The following is a 15,890-nucleotide window of genomic DNA, read 5'->3' on the forward strand; positions in this document are numbered from 1 at the left end:
GCGTCCCCTCCACGGGGCGCGCCTCCGCCACCCGTAGCGAGAGGACCACCATGGCCCAGAAGAACCGACCCCAGCCCTCCCACGCGGCGACGCCGCAGCGCGCCGCGAACGCGACCCGCACCCCGGAGCACGGCTCCTCCACGGTGCACGAGACCGTGGCCGCGCACGACGACGCCGCCCGCGACTCCTGGCTCGGCACCGACCGCGGCCACCGCCCCTCGAACATCTCGTGGGGTGCGATCCTGGCCGGCGTCGTGACGTTCCTGGCGGTGCTCGTCCTCCTGGGCGTGCTCGCCACCGCGCTGGGCCTGAGCGCCGTGGGCGGCACCGCCGTGGGCATCTGGTCGCTCGTGACCCTGGTGCTCGGCCTGGCCGCCGCCGGCTTCGTGGCCGGCGCGCTCGCCGTGCGCGGGGGCCTGCTGCACGGGCTCGTGACGTGGGCGACCTCGCTCATCGGCCTCCTGCTGCTCGTGGGCCTGCTCGGCTCCTCGCTGCTGGGCACCGTGGGCGGCGTGGTGGGCGGCATCGCCAACACCGCGGCCCAGGCCACCCAGGTCTCCCCGGAGCAGATCGGCGCCGCCGCGCAGGACGCGCAGGGGCAGGTCAGCGAGCAGGACGTACAGCAGGCCCAGGACCAGGCCCAGCAGGCCGCCGACGAGGCGGCCCGGACCTTCGAGGAGAACCGCGACGAGCTCGCCCAGGGCGCCTGGTGGACCTTCGGCGGTCTGCTGCTCGGCGGCCTCGTGTCCTCCCTCGCCGGTGTGGCCGGCGCGCGTGCGGTGCACCGCCGCGAGACGGAGCTGCGCAACGGCACCGGCCGTCGCGTCGACGCCTGATCCGTCATCACCCTCGGGCTCCCCGCACGGGAGCCCGCCGCAGGCCCCGAGGCATCGCCTCGGGGCCTGTCCCGTGCCCGGTAGGAGCGCCCCGGAGCAGGCCGCGCAGAATTTCTTCTGCCGATCTGCAACCGGACCGCCTCCACGCCGGTAGTCCTGGTGTGAGCACATCCCGTGCCGCATCCGACCCGCCCCCCGGGGCGACGACGAAGAGGACTGATCCCATGCGCAAGACCCTTCCCGCCGCTGTGACCGCTGCCGTCGGCCTCGCCGTGATGGCCCCCCTGTCCGCCGCCGCCATGGACCACGACGACTACGCGGAGCTGTCCGTCCTGCACGGCGTGCCCGGCCTGACCGTGGACGTCTACGTGGACGGCGAACTGACCCTCGACGACTTCGAGCCCGGCGAGCTGGCCGGCCCGCTTGAGCTTCCCGCCGGGGACTACGAGGTGGCCATCACCGCCGCCGACGCCGAGGACGACTCCGACCCGGTGCTGGGCCCGGTGGACCTGACCCTTGAGGAGGACGGGAACTACACCGCCGCGGCCCACCTGGACGCCGAGGGCGCCCCCACCGTCACCGCGTTCGAGAACGACACCGACGAGCTGGCCGCCGGCGAGGGCCGTCTGACCGTGCGCCACATCGCCGCCGCCCCGGCCGTGGACGTGTGGGCCGGCGACGAGGTCGTCGTGCCGGGCCTGGAGAACCCGGATGAGGCCTCCCTCGAGATCCCCGCCGGCACCGTCCCCGCCGCGATCTCCGTGGCCGGCACCACCGAGCCCGTCCTGGGCCCGGCCGACGTCGAGGTGGCCGAGGGCATGACCACGATCGCCTACGCCTGGGGCTCCGCCGAGGACGGCACCCTGGCCCTGGCCACCCAGGCCGTCGAGGCCGAGCACATGGCGCCGACCGCCGTGTCCGCCGACGTGGACGTGGCCCCCGCCGGTCCGTCCGCGGGTCTGCTGGCCGCCGGCGGCGCCGCCCTCGCCGCGCTGGCCGCCGGCTCCTGGACCGTGGCCCGCCGCCGGGCGGCCCATGCCTGACGTCCACGCACAGAGCGGTCGCCGTCGCCGCCGGACGGGGCTCGTCCCCACCCTGGTGGCGGCGGCGGCCGTCCTGCTGGCCTCCTCCGGCTGCGCCCCGGCCGACGGCATCGCCGTCGGCGCGGGGGCGCCGGGGACCGCCGAACCGCTCTCGTCGGTGGCGGGCCGTCCTGACGCGTCGACGTCCGCCTCGGTCGCTCCGCCGCAGGATCCGCCGTCCGTCACGGCATCGGCCGGGTCGAGCAGGACACCGGTCCCGGTCCGCCCCGCCACGGACGCGCCCCCGACGCGCACCGCCGCACCCGTCCGGCTCGTCTACCCGGCGATCGGGACGGACATGGAGGTGGTGCCCACCGGCGTTCTCGCGGACGGCGGGATGGAGCTCCCCGACGACCCGGACGTCGCCGGCTGGTACCGCCACGGGCCCGCGCCCGGGGACGCCGCCGGATCGGCCGTGATCGCCTCCCACTCGGGCTCGCCGCGCAATCCCGTGGGCCGGCTCTACGCCCTGCGGGAGTCGGAGGTGGGCGACGAGCTGACGGTCGTGGACGCCGAGGGTGTCGAACGCCGGCACGTCGTCACGTCGGTGGCCGCGTTCGGCAAGGCGGGATTGGACTTCACCCCCCACTTCCGCCGGACCGGGGACCCGGTGCTGACCCTGATCACGTGCGGCGGCGAATGGGACGAGGCCACCGGTCACTACACGGACAACATCGTGGTGACCGCCACACCGGTGGCGGACTGAGCGTTACCCTGGACGGACGTGCGGAGACACCGACGCGGATGGACGCCGCCCGGTTCCGAGGGAGCCGTGCGGTGAGGAGAACGCCCATGCACCACGACGACGTCGCCCGGCGCTTCGCCGACGGGGACCCCGAGGCGATGCGGCAGGCCTACGACCGGCACGGCACGCTTGTCTTCTCCCTGTGCGCCGCGTCGCTACGGCACCGGGAGGACGCCGAGGACGCGGCGCAGCAGGTCTTCACCCGCGCCTGGCGGTCCCGGGGGACCTACGACCCGTCCCGCCCCCTGGGCGCCTGGCTCACCGGCATCACGCGCCGGGTCGTGGCGGACGTCGGCGCGGCGCGGATCCGCCAGGCCCGCACCGTCGAGGCCGAGGCGGGCCACCTGCCCCGCGAGGACGCCACAGGGGACAGGGTCAGCGAGTCCGCCGTGGCGTCCCTGGTGGTCCGGCAGGCGCTGGACCGGCTCGGCCCGCCGCAGGACGAGGTGCTGCGGCTGGCGTTCCTGGAGGACCTGTCCTACCCGCAGATCGCCGAGCGGCTCTCCCTGCCGCTCGGCACCGTCAAGTCCCATGTCCACCGCGGCCTGGCCGCGCTGAGGAAGAGCCTGGAGGTGTCCGGTGTCTGAGCATCCCCCGCAGCAGGGCCGCCTGGCCGAGGACCAGGTGGCCGACCTCGCCGTGCGCCTGCACCGGGACCACGCGGTCCGCGGCCTCTCCGGCCCCGCCCCCGTCCCGGACGACGTCGCGGTCGGGCTCGATGCGCGCTCCCTCGAAGAGCTGCACGGCACGCTGCGCGTCCTCGCCGCCCTCGCCGACCCGGCGCCCGACCTCGTCGCGCCGCCGGCGGGCCTGTGGGATCGGATCGTCGCGGACCTGGACACCCCGGAGCGGGCGGACGCGGCCCCCGACGCCGTGGTCGCCTCCACGGCCCGGACGGACGGGCGCGACGACGTCGTGGTCCCCTTGACCGAGAGCCGTGCCGCCCGCGCCGCGGCGCGGACGGAGCGGACCCGCTGGTGGCCGGTGGCCGCCGCCGCGGCGGCCGGCCTGGTGGTCGGCGGCCTCGGCGTGGGCATGGCCCTGTCCGGGAGCGAGGGCGGCACGGACGGCGCCCCGGTGGCCCAGCCGACCCCGACCGAGGAGCTGCTCGGCGACGCGCGGCTGGATCCGGTCGCGCAGGGCGGGACCCTGGCCCGGGCGGAGATGCGCCGCGAGTCGGACGGGGAGATGCGGCTCGCCGTCCATGTGCCCACCGTGCCCGACGCCGAGGACGGCTACCTCGAGGTGTGGTTGCGGGACGAGGCGGCCAGCCGGATGATCTCCCTGGGCACGGTGACCTCGGAGGACGCCGTGCTGACCGTCCCCGAGGGCGTGCAGCTCGGGGAGTACCCGGTGGTGGACGTCTCCCACGAGCACTTCGACGGCGATCCCACCCACTCCGGCACGTCGCTGTGGGTGGGCGAGATGGTCCGCCGGTCCTGAGCCCCGGGCGGGGCTCAGGACCCGTCACCGTGTGACCCCGGGCACCCGGGTCCGCGTCCCCCGCACGAGGCTTCCGGCATGGCAGACCCCGCGCGTTCCGCGCCCCCTTCCGCCGCTGGCACGCTCCGCTCGGGCGCCGACACCGCCCGCCGCGCCACCCGGTCGGAGATGTTCCGCCGCCTGGCCCGACTGGGCCACGTGGCCAACGGCATCCTGCACGTCCTGATCGGCCTGCTCGCCTTCGACCTCGCCCGGGGCGGAGGCGGCGACGCCGACCAGTCCGGCGCCGCCGGACTCCTGGCGGACAACCCGGCGGGCCTCGTCCTGCTGTGGATCACGGTGGCCGGATGCGCCTCGCTGTCCGTCTGGCACCTGGCCGCCGCCGTGTGGGGCGGGGACGAGACCCTGGATCGCGTGAAGGACGCCGGCAAGGCGGTGGTGTTCGCCGCCGTCGCGAGCACGTTCGCCGCCGCCGGCGTGGGTGCGGGCCGGGACTCGGGCGAGGCCACCCGGTCCTTCACCGCCACGCTCCTGGAGCACCCGGCGGGCGCGACGCTCCTCGTGGCGATCGGCCTGGTGATCGTGGGCATCGGCGGCCACCACATCCACAAGGGCATGACCCGCCGTTTCGTGAAGGACCTCACCTCCCCGTCCCGCGAGGACGTGTCCCGAGCGCTCACGGTGACCGGCGTGGTGGGGTACACGGCCAAGGGCATCGTGCTGGCCCTGGTGGGGGCCCTCTTCGTCCTGGCGGTGGTCCAGCACGATCCCTCGCAGAGCACGGGCATGGACGGCGCCCTGAAGACGCTGCTGGCGCAGCCCTTCGGGCCCTGGCTGCTGGGCGCGGTGGGGCTGGGCCTGGTCCTCTACGGCGTCTACGAGTTCCTGCGCTCACGCTACGACCGCATGCCCGGCTGATCCTCCCGCCGCCGCCCCGGGCCCGACTCCCGCGTCATCATGCGCTCGGATGTTGACGCGGCGGCCCCGGGGGGCCAAGGTGGACCCGACGGCGCCGGACGGGCGCCCCGAGCCCGACCCTCGCGGTCGGGCCGCCACAACTCAGAAGGAGACACCATGCGTTGGTTCACTCTCGCCGTCGGCGCCGCCGCCGGCTACCTGCTCGGCAGCGCCGAGGGCCGCCAGAACCTCCAGAAGATGACCCAGAACGCCCAGACGCTCTGGAACGATCCGAAGACCCAGGAGAAGGTCGGCCAGGCCAAGGAGAAGGCCCAGGCCGTCGCCTCCGACGCCAAGGACAAGACCCAGGAGAAGGCCGCCGAGGTGAAGGCCACGGCGGAGGAGAAGAAGGAGTCCGACGTGAACGAGGACAAGAAGGACCAGGTCACCGTCTCGAACAACGAGAACGTCCCGGCCGCCAACGCCACCGGCGCCGACCCGGACATCATCTCGGACCCCTCCACCGCGCTCGGCGACGAGGGCCCCGCGAACGCCTGATCCGGCGGACGCCCGGTCCCGGCGCCTGAGCGCCGGACCCACACGACGACGCCCCACCTCCTCGCGGAGGTGGGGCGTCGTCGCGTGTCCACCCGGAGCCGCAGGCCCCGGCCGGGTGATCAACCGGCCGGGGCGGGCTCCGGCGCGGCGGGCGGGGCGGCGATCTCGTCCGCCGCGGGCGCCTCGACGGGCTCGACGGCGTTCCAGTCCGAGAACGTCACCGTGCCCTCGGTACCGGGCGCCACGGTCTCCACGGTGAGGAGGGCGCCGTCGTCCTCGGCCACCGTGAACGCCTTCAGACGGGTGGTCCCGTCCCCGGCGCCGGCCACCGGCTGCTCGAGGACGTAGCGCACGGCGTCCTCGCCGCTGCGACGGATCCCGTCCGCCTCCGCGGCGGCGCCCTCGAGGCCGCCGGCGGCGGGCACGCCCGCGAGCAGCCCGTCCACCACGGCGCGCATGCTCAGGCCCTGGCCCACCGGGACCTCCTGCCACTTCTGCGCGTACTCGGGGCGCTCGGGGCCGGCGACGCCGCCGCGCTCCTCCACGACGAACCGGTGGTACTGCTTCCCGCCCACCACGCGGATCTCGTCCCGGGCGGTGTGCTGCCCGGCGCGGAACTCGCCGGTGTAGAGCAGGTCCCCGCCGTCCACGGCGCCGGCCACCTCGGTGGCGTCCGGGACGCCCATCCCACCGCCGGCCACGCCGGCGTCGGTGCCGACCTCCGTGGTCATGCGGACGGACTGGGCGCCCTCGAGCTGGGCGCGGGCGCGGTCCCACGCGCCGGAGGCGTCCTCGCCGGAGGCGCCGCACGCGGTCAGGGCCAGTGCGGCGCCGAGCCCGAGCACGGCCGCGGGCACGGCGCGACGGGCGGGGACGCGGGGGCTGCGGTCGGGGCGCATCACTGCTCCACCTCCTCCGGCACCTCGGCCGGGTCGATCTGGTTCCAGTCGGTCAGCGTGAGCTCCTGGATCTGCGTCCCGTCCTCCACGCGCAGGCCCACGAGCGAGCCGTCCTCGTCCACCGTGAAGGCGCGCACGGTGAACGCGTCCCCCTCCTGGCGGGCGGCCTCGGCGGCCTGCGAGGGCACCTGGTAGCGGTGGGCGGTCCCCCCGGACCACTCGACCTCCTCGGGCTGCACATCGGCCCCGGCGAGGGCGTCCGCGGCGGGCAGGGCGATGCTCTCGAGGGTCCCCCCGATCGGGCTCCCCTGGGACGGGGGGGCCGTCTCGCGCCACCCGTCGGTGTTGTACTGCGCGGCCACCTGGGCCGGCACGTCCTGTCCCTGCGTGGTGATGCGCGCGTAGGAGCGGCCGTCCACGGTGCGGGTGTCCACGGTCATCCAAGAGTCGTCGCCCACGAGCATCGAGGCCTCCGTGGTGCCGTCCGTGCCCTCGAGCGGTCCGGCGAGGTCCCACGTGATCACGCGGGGCGTCTGCGAGCCGTCGGTGCTCACGAAGGACATCCGGACGGACTCCGCGCCGTCGATCTGGGCGCGGGCCTGCTCCCAGGCCTCGCCGGCGGCGGGCGGCTGGCTCGCGCACCCGGCGAGGACGAGGGCCCCCAGGGCCCCCAGCCCGGCCGCGTGGACGGCACGTCTGCGCTGCATGTTCTCCTCCTGAGGGACGGGTCGGCGGGCGGACCGCCGCTGTGCTGGGCCTCACCCTACCCAGCGCGGCTGGACGCGGCCCGGACGCACGACGGAGCCCGGCCCCTCGCGCGGAGGGGCGGGCGCCGTCGTCGGGCGGAGTCCCCGGTCAGCCCTGCCGGTGGCGCAGCGCGAAGGACGCGCCGTGGTGGTTCCGGGGCAGGTGGTCACCGCGGCCGAAGAGCTTCTGACGCAGCGTGCCGTCCGTGTACCCGGTCTTGTAGCGGCCGAGCTCCTGCAGCTCGGGCACCACGAACTCCACGATGTCCTCGAAGGTTCCCGGGGTGATGTGGTACGCCAGGTTGAAGCCGTCCACGTCCGTCTCGTCCGCCCACTCGGCCAGCTGCCGGGCTGCCGATGCGCCGCCGCCCACGATCACCGGGCCGAAGCCGCCGATGCCCACCCACTCGGCCAGCTTGCGGACCGTCCACTCCTCGTCCGTGCCAGAGGCCTTCTGGAAGGTCTCCACCGCGGACTGGATGGCGTTGGACTGCACGTCGCCGATCGGCTCGTCCAGCTCGTACTGCGAGAGGTCGATGCCCATCCAGCCGGACATCAGCACGAGGCCGCCGAGCGGGTCCACGTACTGGGCGAGGTCGTCGTACTTGGCGCGGGCGTCGTCGTCGGTGGCGCCGGTGACCACGGTCTGCATGGCGAAGACCTTGACGTCGTAGGGGTCGCGGCCAGCCTCGACGAGGGCCTGGCGGATCTTCGCGGTGGTGGCCTTGGCCAGCTCCTTCGTGGGGGAGTTGATGAAGACCGCCTCGGCGTGCTTGCCCGCGAAGGCGCGGCCGCGCGTCGAGGCGCCGGCCTGGTAGATCACGGGGGTGCGCTGCGCGGACGGCTCGGTCACGGCGTGGCCGGGGACCTTGAAGTACTTGCCCTCGTGGGCGATGTCGTGGACCTTGGCCGGGTCCGCGAACACGCCGGTCTCCTTGTCGTAGACCACCGCGTCGTCCTCCCACGAGCCCTCGAGGAGCTTGTAGACGACGTCGAGGTACTCGTCCGCGTGCTCGTAGCGCTCGTCGTGCTCCATCTGGTCGTCCTGGCCCATGTTCTGGGCCGCCGAGGGCAGGTAGCCGGTGACGACGTTCCAGCCCACGCGGCCGCCCGTGAGGTGGTCCAGCGTGGCCAGGCGGCGGGCGAACGGGTACGGGTGCTCGTAGGCGGTGCCGGCGGTGACCCCGAAGCCGAGGTGCTCGGTGACGGCGGCCATCGCCGAGACCAGCAGGAACGGGTCGTTGACCGGGGTCTGCGCACCAGTGCGGATGGCGGCCTCGGAGGTGCCCCCGTAGACGGAGTAGGGGCCGAGCACGTCCGCGATGAACAGGCCGTCGAAGAGACCCTGCTCAAGGGTCTTGGCCAGGTGCGTCCAGTAGCCCAGCGTGTTGTAGTCGCGGGCGTGGTCGTCCGGATGGCGCCACAGGCCCGGCGACTGATGGGCCACGCAGTTCATGTCGAAGGCGTTGAAGAGCAGCTCGCGGCCGCGGCCCGGGGCCGGGGGGGCGGCGGGGACGGCGGGCTGGGCGGTGTTCTCGGTGGTCATGGCAGGAGGTCCTTCGGGAGTGGAGGGCAGAAGAGGTCGGACGCTCAGTCCAGCCCCGGCCGATGCGGGGGGCAATTCGGGGTGGCGGCGAGGCGCGCGCAACGTCACCTTCGCCGCGCCCTGCACGGGAGGGCCGCGCGGCCGCCGGCGTGTGACCCGGGGTTGCGGGGTGCCCGACGGGTCAGTCCTCGGAGACGGGGGTGAGCACGCCGGCGACCAGGGGATCGTCGGTGGTCTCGAGGTACTCCTTGAACTTCGGGTCGCTGAAGACCTCCTGCAGCTTTTTGGTCTCCGGCGACTCCACGGCGTCGGTGGCGACGATCAGGCGGGAGGCGAAGCTCCGGGGCGGGTCCGGGAAGAGGATCCCCTTGTCCCGGCTCACCTTGCCGGCGTCGAACAGGTTCGTGTATCCGACGGCGACGTCCACCGAGTCCAGGGTCCGCGGCATGGACAGCAGGTCGATCTCCTGGAAGTCGAAGCCGCGGGGGTTCGCGGTGACGTCCTTGAGGCGGGCAGTACGCGGCTCGATCGACGGGTCCAGCTCGATCAGGCCCTCACGCTCGAGCAGCCACAACGCCTGCCCCTGGTTCGCGAGGTCCGTGGGCACGGCCACCACGGCCCCGGCGGGGACGCCGTCCAGGGAGTCGTAGCGGGAGGAGTACAGGCCGAACGCCCACTGGTACAGCTCCGTGGTGGGCGTCAGGTCGAACCCATTCCCGTCCGCCACCTGTTTCATGTACCACTGATGCTCGAAGATGGTGGCGTCCACCTCACCCGTGGCCACCGCGCGGTTCGCCTGGACCGCGTCCGCGATCCCGACCGGCTCGATGGTGACACCGTGCTGCGGCGCGATCTCCGCCGCCACGTACTCGAGGATGCGCTCCTCGCCTGCCATGGCGGGCTCGTAGTGGACCCGCAGGGGCCGGTCGACGGCCGCCGCCGATCCGCCGGCGGCCACCGCCGGATGGGCCGCACCCCGCATCAGGATGACCCCCAGAGCCAGGGCGACGATCGCGGCGACGGCGGCCACGGTCCAGGGGAGGCGGTCGGTGCGCCGCCGCAGGGTGAACCCGTGGTCGTGGCCGGTGGTGGACGAAGTGGAACGCGGCAAGGGGTGCCTCCTGATGAGGTCGAGCGGGCGAGAGGAAGGGCGAGGATGAGAACGTGGGCGTCCCGGCGAGGACGCCCGGCTGTGATCGGTCACGGGCGTTCCAGGGACCGGGCGAGGCGGTCGCCGGCGAACTGGACCAGCTGCACGCTGACGATCAGCACGACGATGGTCGCCGCCATGACGGTCATGTCGAACCGCTGGTAGCCGTAGGTGACGGCCAGATAGCCGATGCCGCCGGCACCGATGGTCCCCGCGATGGCCGAGTACTCGAGCATCGAGATCGTGTTGAGGGTGAGGGCCGAGACGAGGCCCGGCACCGCCTCCCGCAGCTGGGTCTGCAGGATGATCTGGACCGGCGAGCTGCCGGTGACGAGGCCGACGGCGAGGTTCTCCCGAGGGAGGTCGTTCAGAGTGTTCTGGACGAGCCGGGCGAAGAAGGGGACGCCGGCGATGACCATGGGCACCACGGCGGCACGGATGCCCAGGGTGGTCCCCGTGATCCACGCGGTGAACGGGATGATCGCGGCCATCAGGACGAGGAAGGGGAGCGAGCGCCCCATGTTGGCGACCCAGCTGAGGACGCCGTGCCAGCGGGGATGGGGGAAGAGCCCACGGGAGGACGTGTTGTACAGCAGCACGCCTCCGATCCCGCCGAAGGCCACGACGAAGACCATGACGATCCCGACCATCGCCCAGGTCTCGCCGTAGGCCGGGAGCAGGAGCGCAGGGATCTCGCTCCACGGGGTGTCGAAGGTGAGCGGCTCGGAGGCGGCGGCGGCGAGCGCGATCATGCCGCGACCCCTGCGACCTCACGCGTCAGGTCGGCGTCGGCCGGACGCCCGCGCACGGGCACGTCGGCACCGCCCTCCACGATCACCCGGAGCCCGGCGGCGTCCAGAACCGCGACGGCGGCGGCGACCTGCCGCTGATCGTCGGTGTCGAGCCCGATCACCAGCCGGCCGAGCGGACGGGTGCCGTGGTCCTCGAGGGTGCCGCCCAGCAGGCTCACCCCCGCGGACACGGCGCGGGCGAGGTCGCCGAACCAAGCGGGGTCGACGGGGACGGAGCCCAGGGAGACGCGCAGGACGGTGCGCACACCGGGCACCCGCTCCACCGGGTGGACGGGCAGGAGCTGGCCGGCCGCCGGAGAGTCCCCGCGTCCGATCAGGTCGGCGACCCGTCCGTGCTCCGCGATCCGCCCGTGGTCCAGGAAGGCCACCTCGTCGGCCGCGGCCCGGACGGCCTCCATCTCGTGGGTGATGAGGACGATCGAGACTCCGAGGTCGGCGCGCAGCTCGGTGAGGAGGCGGAGGATCTGATGGGTCGAGCGCGGATCGAGACCTGAGGTGGACTCGTCCGAGAGGAGGATGCGAGGTCGAAGAGCGAGCGCCCGGGCGATGCCGACCCGCTGCGCCTGACCACCCGAGAGCTGGCCGGGGTAGGCGTCCGCCTTGTGCAGCAGATCCACCCGTTCCAGGAGCTCCGCCACCCGCGCCTCCATCTCCCCGTGCTCCACTCCGAGGTTGCGCAGCGGCAGTGCGACGTTCTCAGCGACGGTGATCCGGCGCAGCAGCGCCGAGTGCTGGAAGATCGTCCCGATCGAGCGGCGGCTGTCCCGCAGCGCACGCCCGGAGAGCTCGGACAGGTTGCGCCCGTCTACGAGGATCTGCCCGGAGGAGGGCATCTCCAGGAGGGAGATGCAGCGGGACAGGGTGGACTTGCCGGCCCCCGACGGACCGACCACGGCGGTGATGGATCCGTCCGGCACCGTCAGGTCGATGCCCTTCAACACCTCGACCGGTCGCCCGGTCTTCAACTCGTATCTCTTGTGCAGATCGACGATCTCCAGCACGGCGTCTCCTTCATCGGGTCGCGACCGGCGCACGGGTTCTCGCGTCGGGCCGCCGCACGGCGAGGCCCGGGAAGCGTGGACGCGTCCATCGGTCCTGGCGGGAGCACCCTGGCCCTCGCCCGGCCTGCGGGAGGCGGGTGAGGCGGGTTGCTGCGGCGTCGTCGAGCCAGATCTCTCGGCCGCTCTGGATGGGTGGCTCCAGCTGACCACAGGCCGCGTCGCGGGCGGGTCCACCTCGGCGTCTGAGGACGCGCGACACCCGCCGGACGGCACGCCGTCCCGCGGCCGGGCCTAGGGCGTGTCTGAGAATAGATGCACGAGTCAGCTGAGACCCTGGGGACATGTCCCGGTTCCAGATGCTCTCCGACGCCCAATGGGAGTTGATCGCCCCGATGCTCCCGACCCGGACCGGCCGCGCCGGCAGGCCGTTCGCCGACGCCCGCACCATGGTGGAGGCGATCATCTACCGGTACCGGTGCGGAATCGCTTGGAGGGATCTGCCCGAGGTCTACGGGCCCTGGCAGACCGTGTGGACCTGGCATCGGCGCTTGGCCGAAAAAGGCACATGGGACACGGTGCTGGCCACGCTGACCGCCGCCGCTGACGCCGAAGGCCTGATCGATTGGTCGGTCTCGGTGGACTCCACGATCGCCCGCGCCCACCAGCACGCGACGAACATCACCCGCCACACAGGGGGATGGATCGAACTACAAGAATCCGCGTGAGGAGCCGGCCGATCACGGCATCGGGCGCTCCCGTGGCGGGCTGAGCACGAAGATCCATCAGCTCGTCGATGGGACCGGGCTGCCGCTGGTCAGCCTGATCACCCCCGGCCAGGCAGGGGACTCCCCGATGCTGCTTCCTCTTCTGGAGCAGCTGCGCGTGCCCCGGCCAGTAGGGCGGCCCCGGACCCGCCCCGAGGCCGTGCTGGGCGATAAGGCGTACTCCTCCCGGGCGATCCGCACCCACCTACGTGCCCGTGGGATCAAAGCGGTCATCCCCGAACCGGCCGACCAGCAGGGCCACCGCAGACGGCGCGGTGCCCGCGGCGGGCGCCCCGTCAGCCTCGACGCGGACGCCTACAAGGGCCGCAACGTCATCGAGCGTCAGTACGCTCACCTGAAGCAGTGGCGGGGTCTGGCGACCCGGTATGACAAGTACGCGATCATCTACAGGGCCGCTGTGGTCCTGAATGCTGTGCTCGCGTGGTCAAAACGATTGTCAGACATGCCCTAGATGACGTGCCAGGTCACGTGCGCTGGAGCGCGGCGCCGTCGTCATGGTGAGGTCGGGGAGCCCCTCCCCCGCGCCGACCGCGCGGCCCGGCCCGACGACCCCGGGGCGTCCCACCCCGTTCCCGGAGGGAGCGAGCGGGTGGGCGCCACGCCTGCACACCGATGGGACGACACACGTTCGATGCCTGCACACACCCTCAGCCCCGCTGACCGATCCCCCAGGACCGCGAACCGTCCGGCGGACGCCGCCGCGACAGCCCCCGCGCCTCGACGGGACAGCCTCGGCGTCGCCTTCCACGGCGTCGGGCGCACCTTCAGCACGGCGAACGGACCGCGCGTCGTGCTGCGGGACGTGGACCTCACGGTGTCCCCCGGAGAGGTGCTGGCGATCATCGGCGCCTCCGGCTGCGGCAAGTCCACGCTGCTGCGCGCCGTCGGTGGGCTGGACAGCGGCTTCGACGGCCGGCTCCTGATCGGCGGCTCCCCCGTGCTGCCGTTCGATGAGCGCACCGCCGTCGGCTTCCAGGAGCCCCGTCTGCTGCCCTGGCGCACGATCCGTCGCAACGTGGAGCTGGGTCTGCCCCGTGGGCTGAACCGCGCCGAGGGCCGCGAGCGCGTCCAGCACCTGCTCGAACTCGTCGGCCTGGCCCCGTTCGCGGACCACCGGCCGCGCGAGGTCTCCGGTGGCATGGCGCAACGGGCGTCCCTGGCCCGCGCGTTGGCCCGCCGCCCCGGCGTCCTCCTGCTCGACGAGCCCTTCGGAGCGCTCGACGCCCTCACCCGGCTCAAGATGCAGGACCTGCTGCTGGACGTCCACGCCGCCACCGGCACCACCGTGCTGCTCGTGACGCACGACGTCGAGGAGGCCCTCCAGTTGGCCGACCGGGTCCTTCTGCTCTCCCGCCCCCAGACGGATCGCGGGCAGCCCGCCCCCGCCCCCGGGGCCACGGTCGGACGGATCGTCGAGGTCCCCGGCACCCGGCCGCGCGACCGCGCCGACGCCGACCTCGCCCGCCTGCGCTCCGAGCTCCTCGCGGGCCTGGGCATCGCTTCCCACTCCCACTGACCCCCTGAAAGGCACACCCATGCGCACCCTTCGCCCTGCCCTCCCCCTGACCGCCCTGCTCGCCGCCTCCGCCCTCGCGCTCACGGCCTGCGCCGGAGAGGACGCCCCGTCCGCCGCCGGCTCGAGCGCCGGAACGGCCGCCGCGTCCCAGACGCTGTCCATCGACTTCGCGACCTACAACCCCCTCTCCCTGGTCATCAAGGACCAGGGGTGGCTTGAGGAGGAGCTCTCCGACGACGGCGTCACGGTGGAATGGGTGCAGTCGGCCGGTTCGAACAAGGCCAACGAGGCCCTGCGGTCGGGCGCGATCGACGTCGGCTCCACCGCAGGCTCCGCGGCCCTCCTCAACCGGGCCAACGGGGCGCCGATCAAGACCATCGTCGTCGCGAACCAGCCGGAGTGGTCCGCACTCCTGACCGGGCCGGACTCCGACATCACGTCCATCGAGCAGCTCGAGGGTCGGTCGGTGGCCGCGACCAAGGGCACCGACCCGTACTTCTTCCTGATCCAGGCCCTCGAGGGCGCGGGGGTCGAGCCGTCCTCGGTCACGGTGCAGAACCTCCAGCACGCGGACGGACGCGCAGCCCTGGAGAACGGCTCCGTGGACGCGTGGGCCGGGCTCGATCCGATCATGGCCGCCGCCGAGGCGAACGGGGCGCGGTTCGTGCACCGCGACCCCGACCTGAACAGCTACAGCGTGGTGAACGCCACGGAGGACTTCCTCACGGAGAGCCCGGAGACGGCGCAGGTGGTCGCCGACACGTACGAGCGCGCGCGCCGGTGGGCCGTCGAGAACCCCGAGGAGACGGCCCGGATCCTGGCCGAGGTCGCCGGCCTGGAGGAGTCGGTGGCCACCCAGGTCATCGCGGAGCGGACCAACCTGGACATCTCACCCGTGCCCGGCAAGGACCAGCGGAGGGTGCTCTCCGCCATCGGCCCGATCTTCGTCGACACGGGCGACGTCCCCGATCAGGAGCAGGTCGACGAGGCGCTCGAGACCCTCTTCGATCCGACCTTCGCCGAGAAGGCCGAGTCGAAGTGAGCGCGTCCACGACCGTCGGCGCCCCCGAGACGACGCCGACCCCTGCGGGCGCGCCGCGTCCGGAGGCGCTGTCCCGACCGGGAGTGCGCGCCGCCGTCGGACTCGCGGTCCCCGTGCTGCTCCTGCTGGCGTGGTGGGCCGCCACCGCGGCGGGTGCCTTCTCGGCGGTGCAGCTGCCCTCCCCGCAGGCGGTCGTTCGGGCCGGGGCCGACCTGGCCGGACGCGGCGATCTGTGGACCCACATCGGGATCTCGACGCAGCGCGTGCTGCTGGGCTTCGCGATCGGCGCGGTCCTCGGCCTGGCCGTGGGATCGGCCCTGGGGCTGTCCCGCTGGGCGGACGCCCTGCTGGCCCCGCTGATCGGAGCGTTGCGGGCCGTGCCGTCCCTCGCCTGGGTGCCCCTGCTGATCCTGTGGATGCAGATCGGCGAGGACTCGAAGGTCACCCTGATCGCGATCGGTGCGTTCTTCCCCGTGTTCACCACTGTCCACTCCGCGCTGCGGCACGTCGACCCGCATCTCGTGGAAGCGGGCCGCGCGTTCGGCTACCACGGGCTCTCGCTCCTGCGGACGGTGCAGCTGCCGGCCGTGGTGCCCGCCGTGTTCTCCGGCCTGCGGCTGGCCCTCGCCCAGGCCTGGCTGTTCCTGGTGGCTGCGGAGCTGATCGCCTCCTCCATGGGGCTGGGCTTCCTGCTCACGGATTCGCAGAACAACGGCCGGACGGACCGGCTAATCCTCGCGATCATCCTGCTCGCGGTGCTCGGGAAGGTGTCCGACTGGGGGCTCGGCCTCGTGGAGCGCTGGGCGCTGCGCCGCTGGAGCTGACCCCGAGC

17 protein-coding genes are annotated in these 15,890 nt (G+C 73.5%); 11 read left to right on the forward strand and 6 right to left on the reverse strand.

The genetic code is table 11. The annotated features are described in order from the left end of the window. Nucleotides 1-50: 50 nt before the first annotated feature. The 7 genes from BJ976_RS09820 to BJ976_RS09850 all read left to right on the forward strand — a co-directional run bounded on the left by BJ976_RS09820 (nt 51) and on the right by BJ976_RS09850 (nt 5,561). Nucleotides 51-836: a hypothetical protein gene (locus BJ976_RS09820; protein WP_184231857.1), complete on the forward strand. Its 786-nt coding sequence runs from the start codon at nt 51-53 to the stop codon at nt 834-836. A 224-nt stretch (nt 837-1,060) separates the two neighbouring features. Beyond that, nucleotides 1,061-1,879 (forward strand): DUF4397 domain-containing protein, encoded by an 819-nt coding sequence (locus tag BJ976_RS09825; protein WP_135030721.1) that lies wholly within the window; start codon nt 1,061-1,063, stop codon nt 1,877-1,879. Beyond that, nucleotides 1,872-2,624 (forward strand): class F sortase, encoded by a 753-nt coding sequence (locus tag BJ976_RS09830; RefSeq protein ID WP_135030720.1) that lies wholly within the window; start codon nt 1,872-1,874, stop codon nt 2,622-2,624. Before BJ976_RS09825 ends, BJ976_RS09830 begins: the two co-directional genes overlap by 8 nt. Nucleotides 2,625-2,710: 86 nt before the next feature. Then, nucleotides 2,711-3,250 (forward strand): RNA polymerase sigma factor, encoded by a 540-nt coding sequence (locus tag BJ976_RS09835; protein ID WP_229667505.1) that lies wholly within the window; start codon nt 2,711-2,713, stop codon nt 3,248-3,250. Then, entirely contained in the window at nt 3,243-4,106 is an 864-nt protein-coding gene (locus BJ976_RS09840) for an anti-sigma factor domain-containing protein (protein WP_135030719.1), read from the forward strand. The genes BJ976_RS09835 and BJ976_RS09840 overlap by 8 nt, the downstream gene beginning before the upstream one ends. A 78-nt stretch (nt 4,107-4,184) precedes the next feature. After that, nucleotides 4,185-5,024 carry a DUF1206 domain-containing protein gene (locus tag BJ976_RS09845; RefSeq protein WP_135030718.1) on the forward strand — a complete coding sequence of 280 codons (840 nt, stop codon included), beginning with the start codon at nt 4,185-4,187 and terminating at the stop codon, nt 5,022-5,024. A gap of 156 nt (nt 5,025-5,180) precedes the next feature. Continuing rightward, nucleotides 5,181-5,561, forward strand: a complete 381-nt coding sequence (locus tag BJ976_RS09850) for a YtxH domain-containing protein (protein ID WP_135030717.1) — start codon at nt 5,181-5,183, stop codon at nt 5,559-5,561. 119 nt (nt 5,562-5,680) lie between these two features. Here BJ976_RS09850 and BJ976_RS09855 read toward each other — a convergent pair whose 3' ends face one another. From BJ976_RS09855 to BJ976_RS09880, 6 genes are all read right to left on the reverse strand, one after another. Next, nucleotides 5,681-6,463, reverse strand: a complete 783-nt coding sequence (locus BJ976_RS09855) for a hypothetical protein (protein ID WP_135030716.1) — start codon at nt 6,461-6,463, stop codon at nt 5,681-5,683. Next, complete coding sequence (locus BJ976_RS09860) at nt 6,460-7,167, reverse strand: Tat (twin-arginine translocation) pathway signal sequence (RefSeq protein WP_135030715.1); 708 nt, start codon at nt 7,165-7,167, stop codon at nt 6,460-6,462. The genes BJ976_RS09855 and BJ976_RS09860 overlap by 4 nt, the downstream gene beginning before the upstream one ends. 148 nt (nt 7,168-7,315) lie before the next feature. After that, nucleotides 7,316-8,752, reverse strand: coding sequence for an LLM class flavin-dependent oxidoreductase (locus BJ976_RS09865; RefSeq protein ID WP_260399202.1), 1,437 nt, complete (start codon nt 8,750-8,752; stop codon nt 7,316-7,318). Nucleotides 8,753-8,933: 181 nt separating this feature from the next. Continuing rightward, a complete protein-coding gene (locus BJ976_RS09870) occupies nt 8,934-9,863 on the reverse strand; it encodes a MetQ/NlpA family ABC transporter substrate-binding protein (RefSeq protein WP_209281019.1) in 930 nt (309 codons plus the stop codon). Nucleotides 9,864-9,952: 89 nt separating this feature from the next. Further along, a complete protein-coding gene (locus BJ976_RS09875; RefSeq protein WP_135030714.1) occupies nt 9,953-10,654 on the reverse strand; it encodes a methionine ABC transporter permease in 702 nt (233 codons plus the stop codon). Continuing rightward, nucleotides 10,651-11,715 (reverse strand): methionine ABC transporter ATP-binding protein, encoded by a 1,065-nt coding sequence (locus tag BJ976_RS09880; RefSeq protein WP_135030713.1) that lies wholly within the window; start codon nt 11,713-11,715, stop codon nt 10,651-10,653. Before BJ976_RS09880 ends, BJ976_RS09875 begins: the two co-directional genes overlap by 4 nt. A gap of 341 nt (nt 11,716-12,056) precedes the next feature. Between BJ976_RS09880 and BJ976_RS09885 the strand changes: the two genes are divergently transcribed. The 4 genes from BJ976_RS09885 (at nt 12,057) to BJ976_RS09900 (ending at nt 15,882) form a co-directional block, all read left to right on the forward strand. Then, a protein-coding gene (locus tag BJ976_RS09885) for an IS5 family transposase (RefSeq protein WP_184231858.1) occupies nt 12,057-12,951 on the forward strand; the annotation gives its coding sequence in 2 pieces (ribosomal slippage) (nt 12,057-12,413 and nt 12,415-12,951; 894 coding nt in all). Nucleotides 12,952-13,131: 180 nt separating this feature from the next. Then, complete coding sequence (locus BJ976_RS09890) at nt 13,132-14,016, forward strand: ABC transporter ATP-binding protein (protein WP_135030216.1); 885 nt, start codon at nt 13,132-13,134, stop codon at nt 14,014-14,016. Nucleotides 14,017-14,035: 19 nt separating this feature from the next. Then, entirely contained in the window at nt 14,036-15,058 is a 1,023-nt protein-coding gene (locus BJ976_RS09895; protein ID WP_135030215.1) for an aliphatic sulfonate ABC transporter substrate-binding protein, read from the forward strand. Then, the gene (locus tag BJ976_RS09900; protein WP_135030214.1) at nt 15,055-15,882 is read left to right on the forward strand and encodes an ABC transporter permease; all 828 of its coding nucleotides are present in this window, start codon (nt 15,055-15,057) and stop codon (nt 15,880-15,882) included. Before BJ976_RS09895 ends, BJ976_RS09900 begins: the two co-directional genes overlap by 4 nt. Nucleotides 15,883-15,890 lie beyond the last annotated feature (8 nt).

This window comes from Micrococcus flavus (assembly GCF_014204815.1).
GTDB classification, from domain to species: Bacteria; Actinomycetota; Actinomycetes; order Actinomycetales; family Micrococcaceae; genus Micrococcus; species Micrococcus flavus.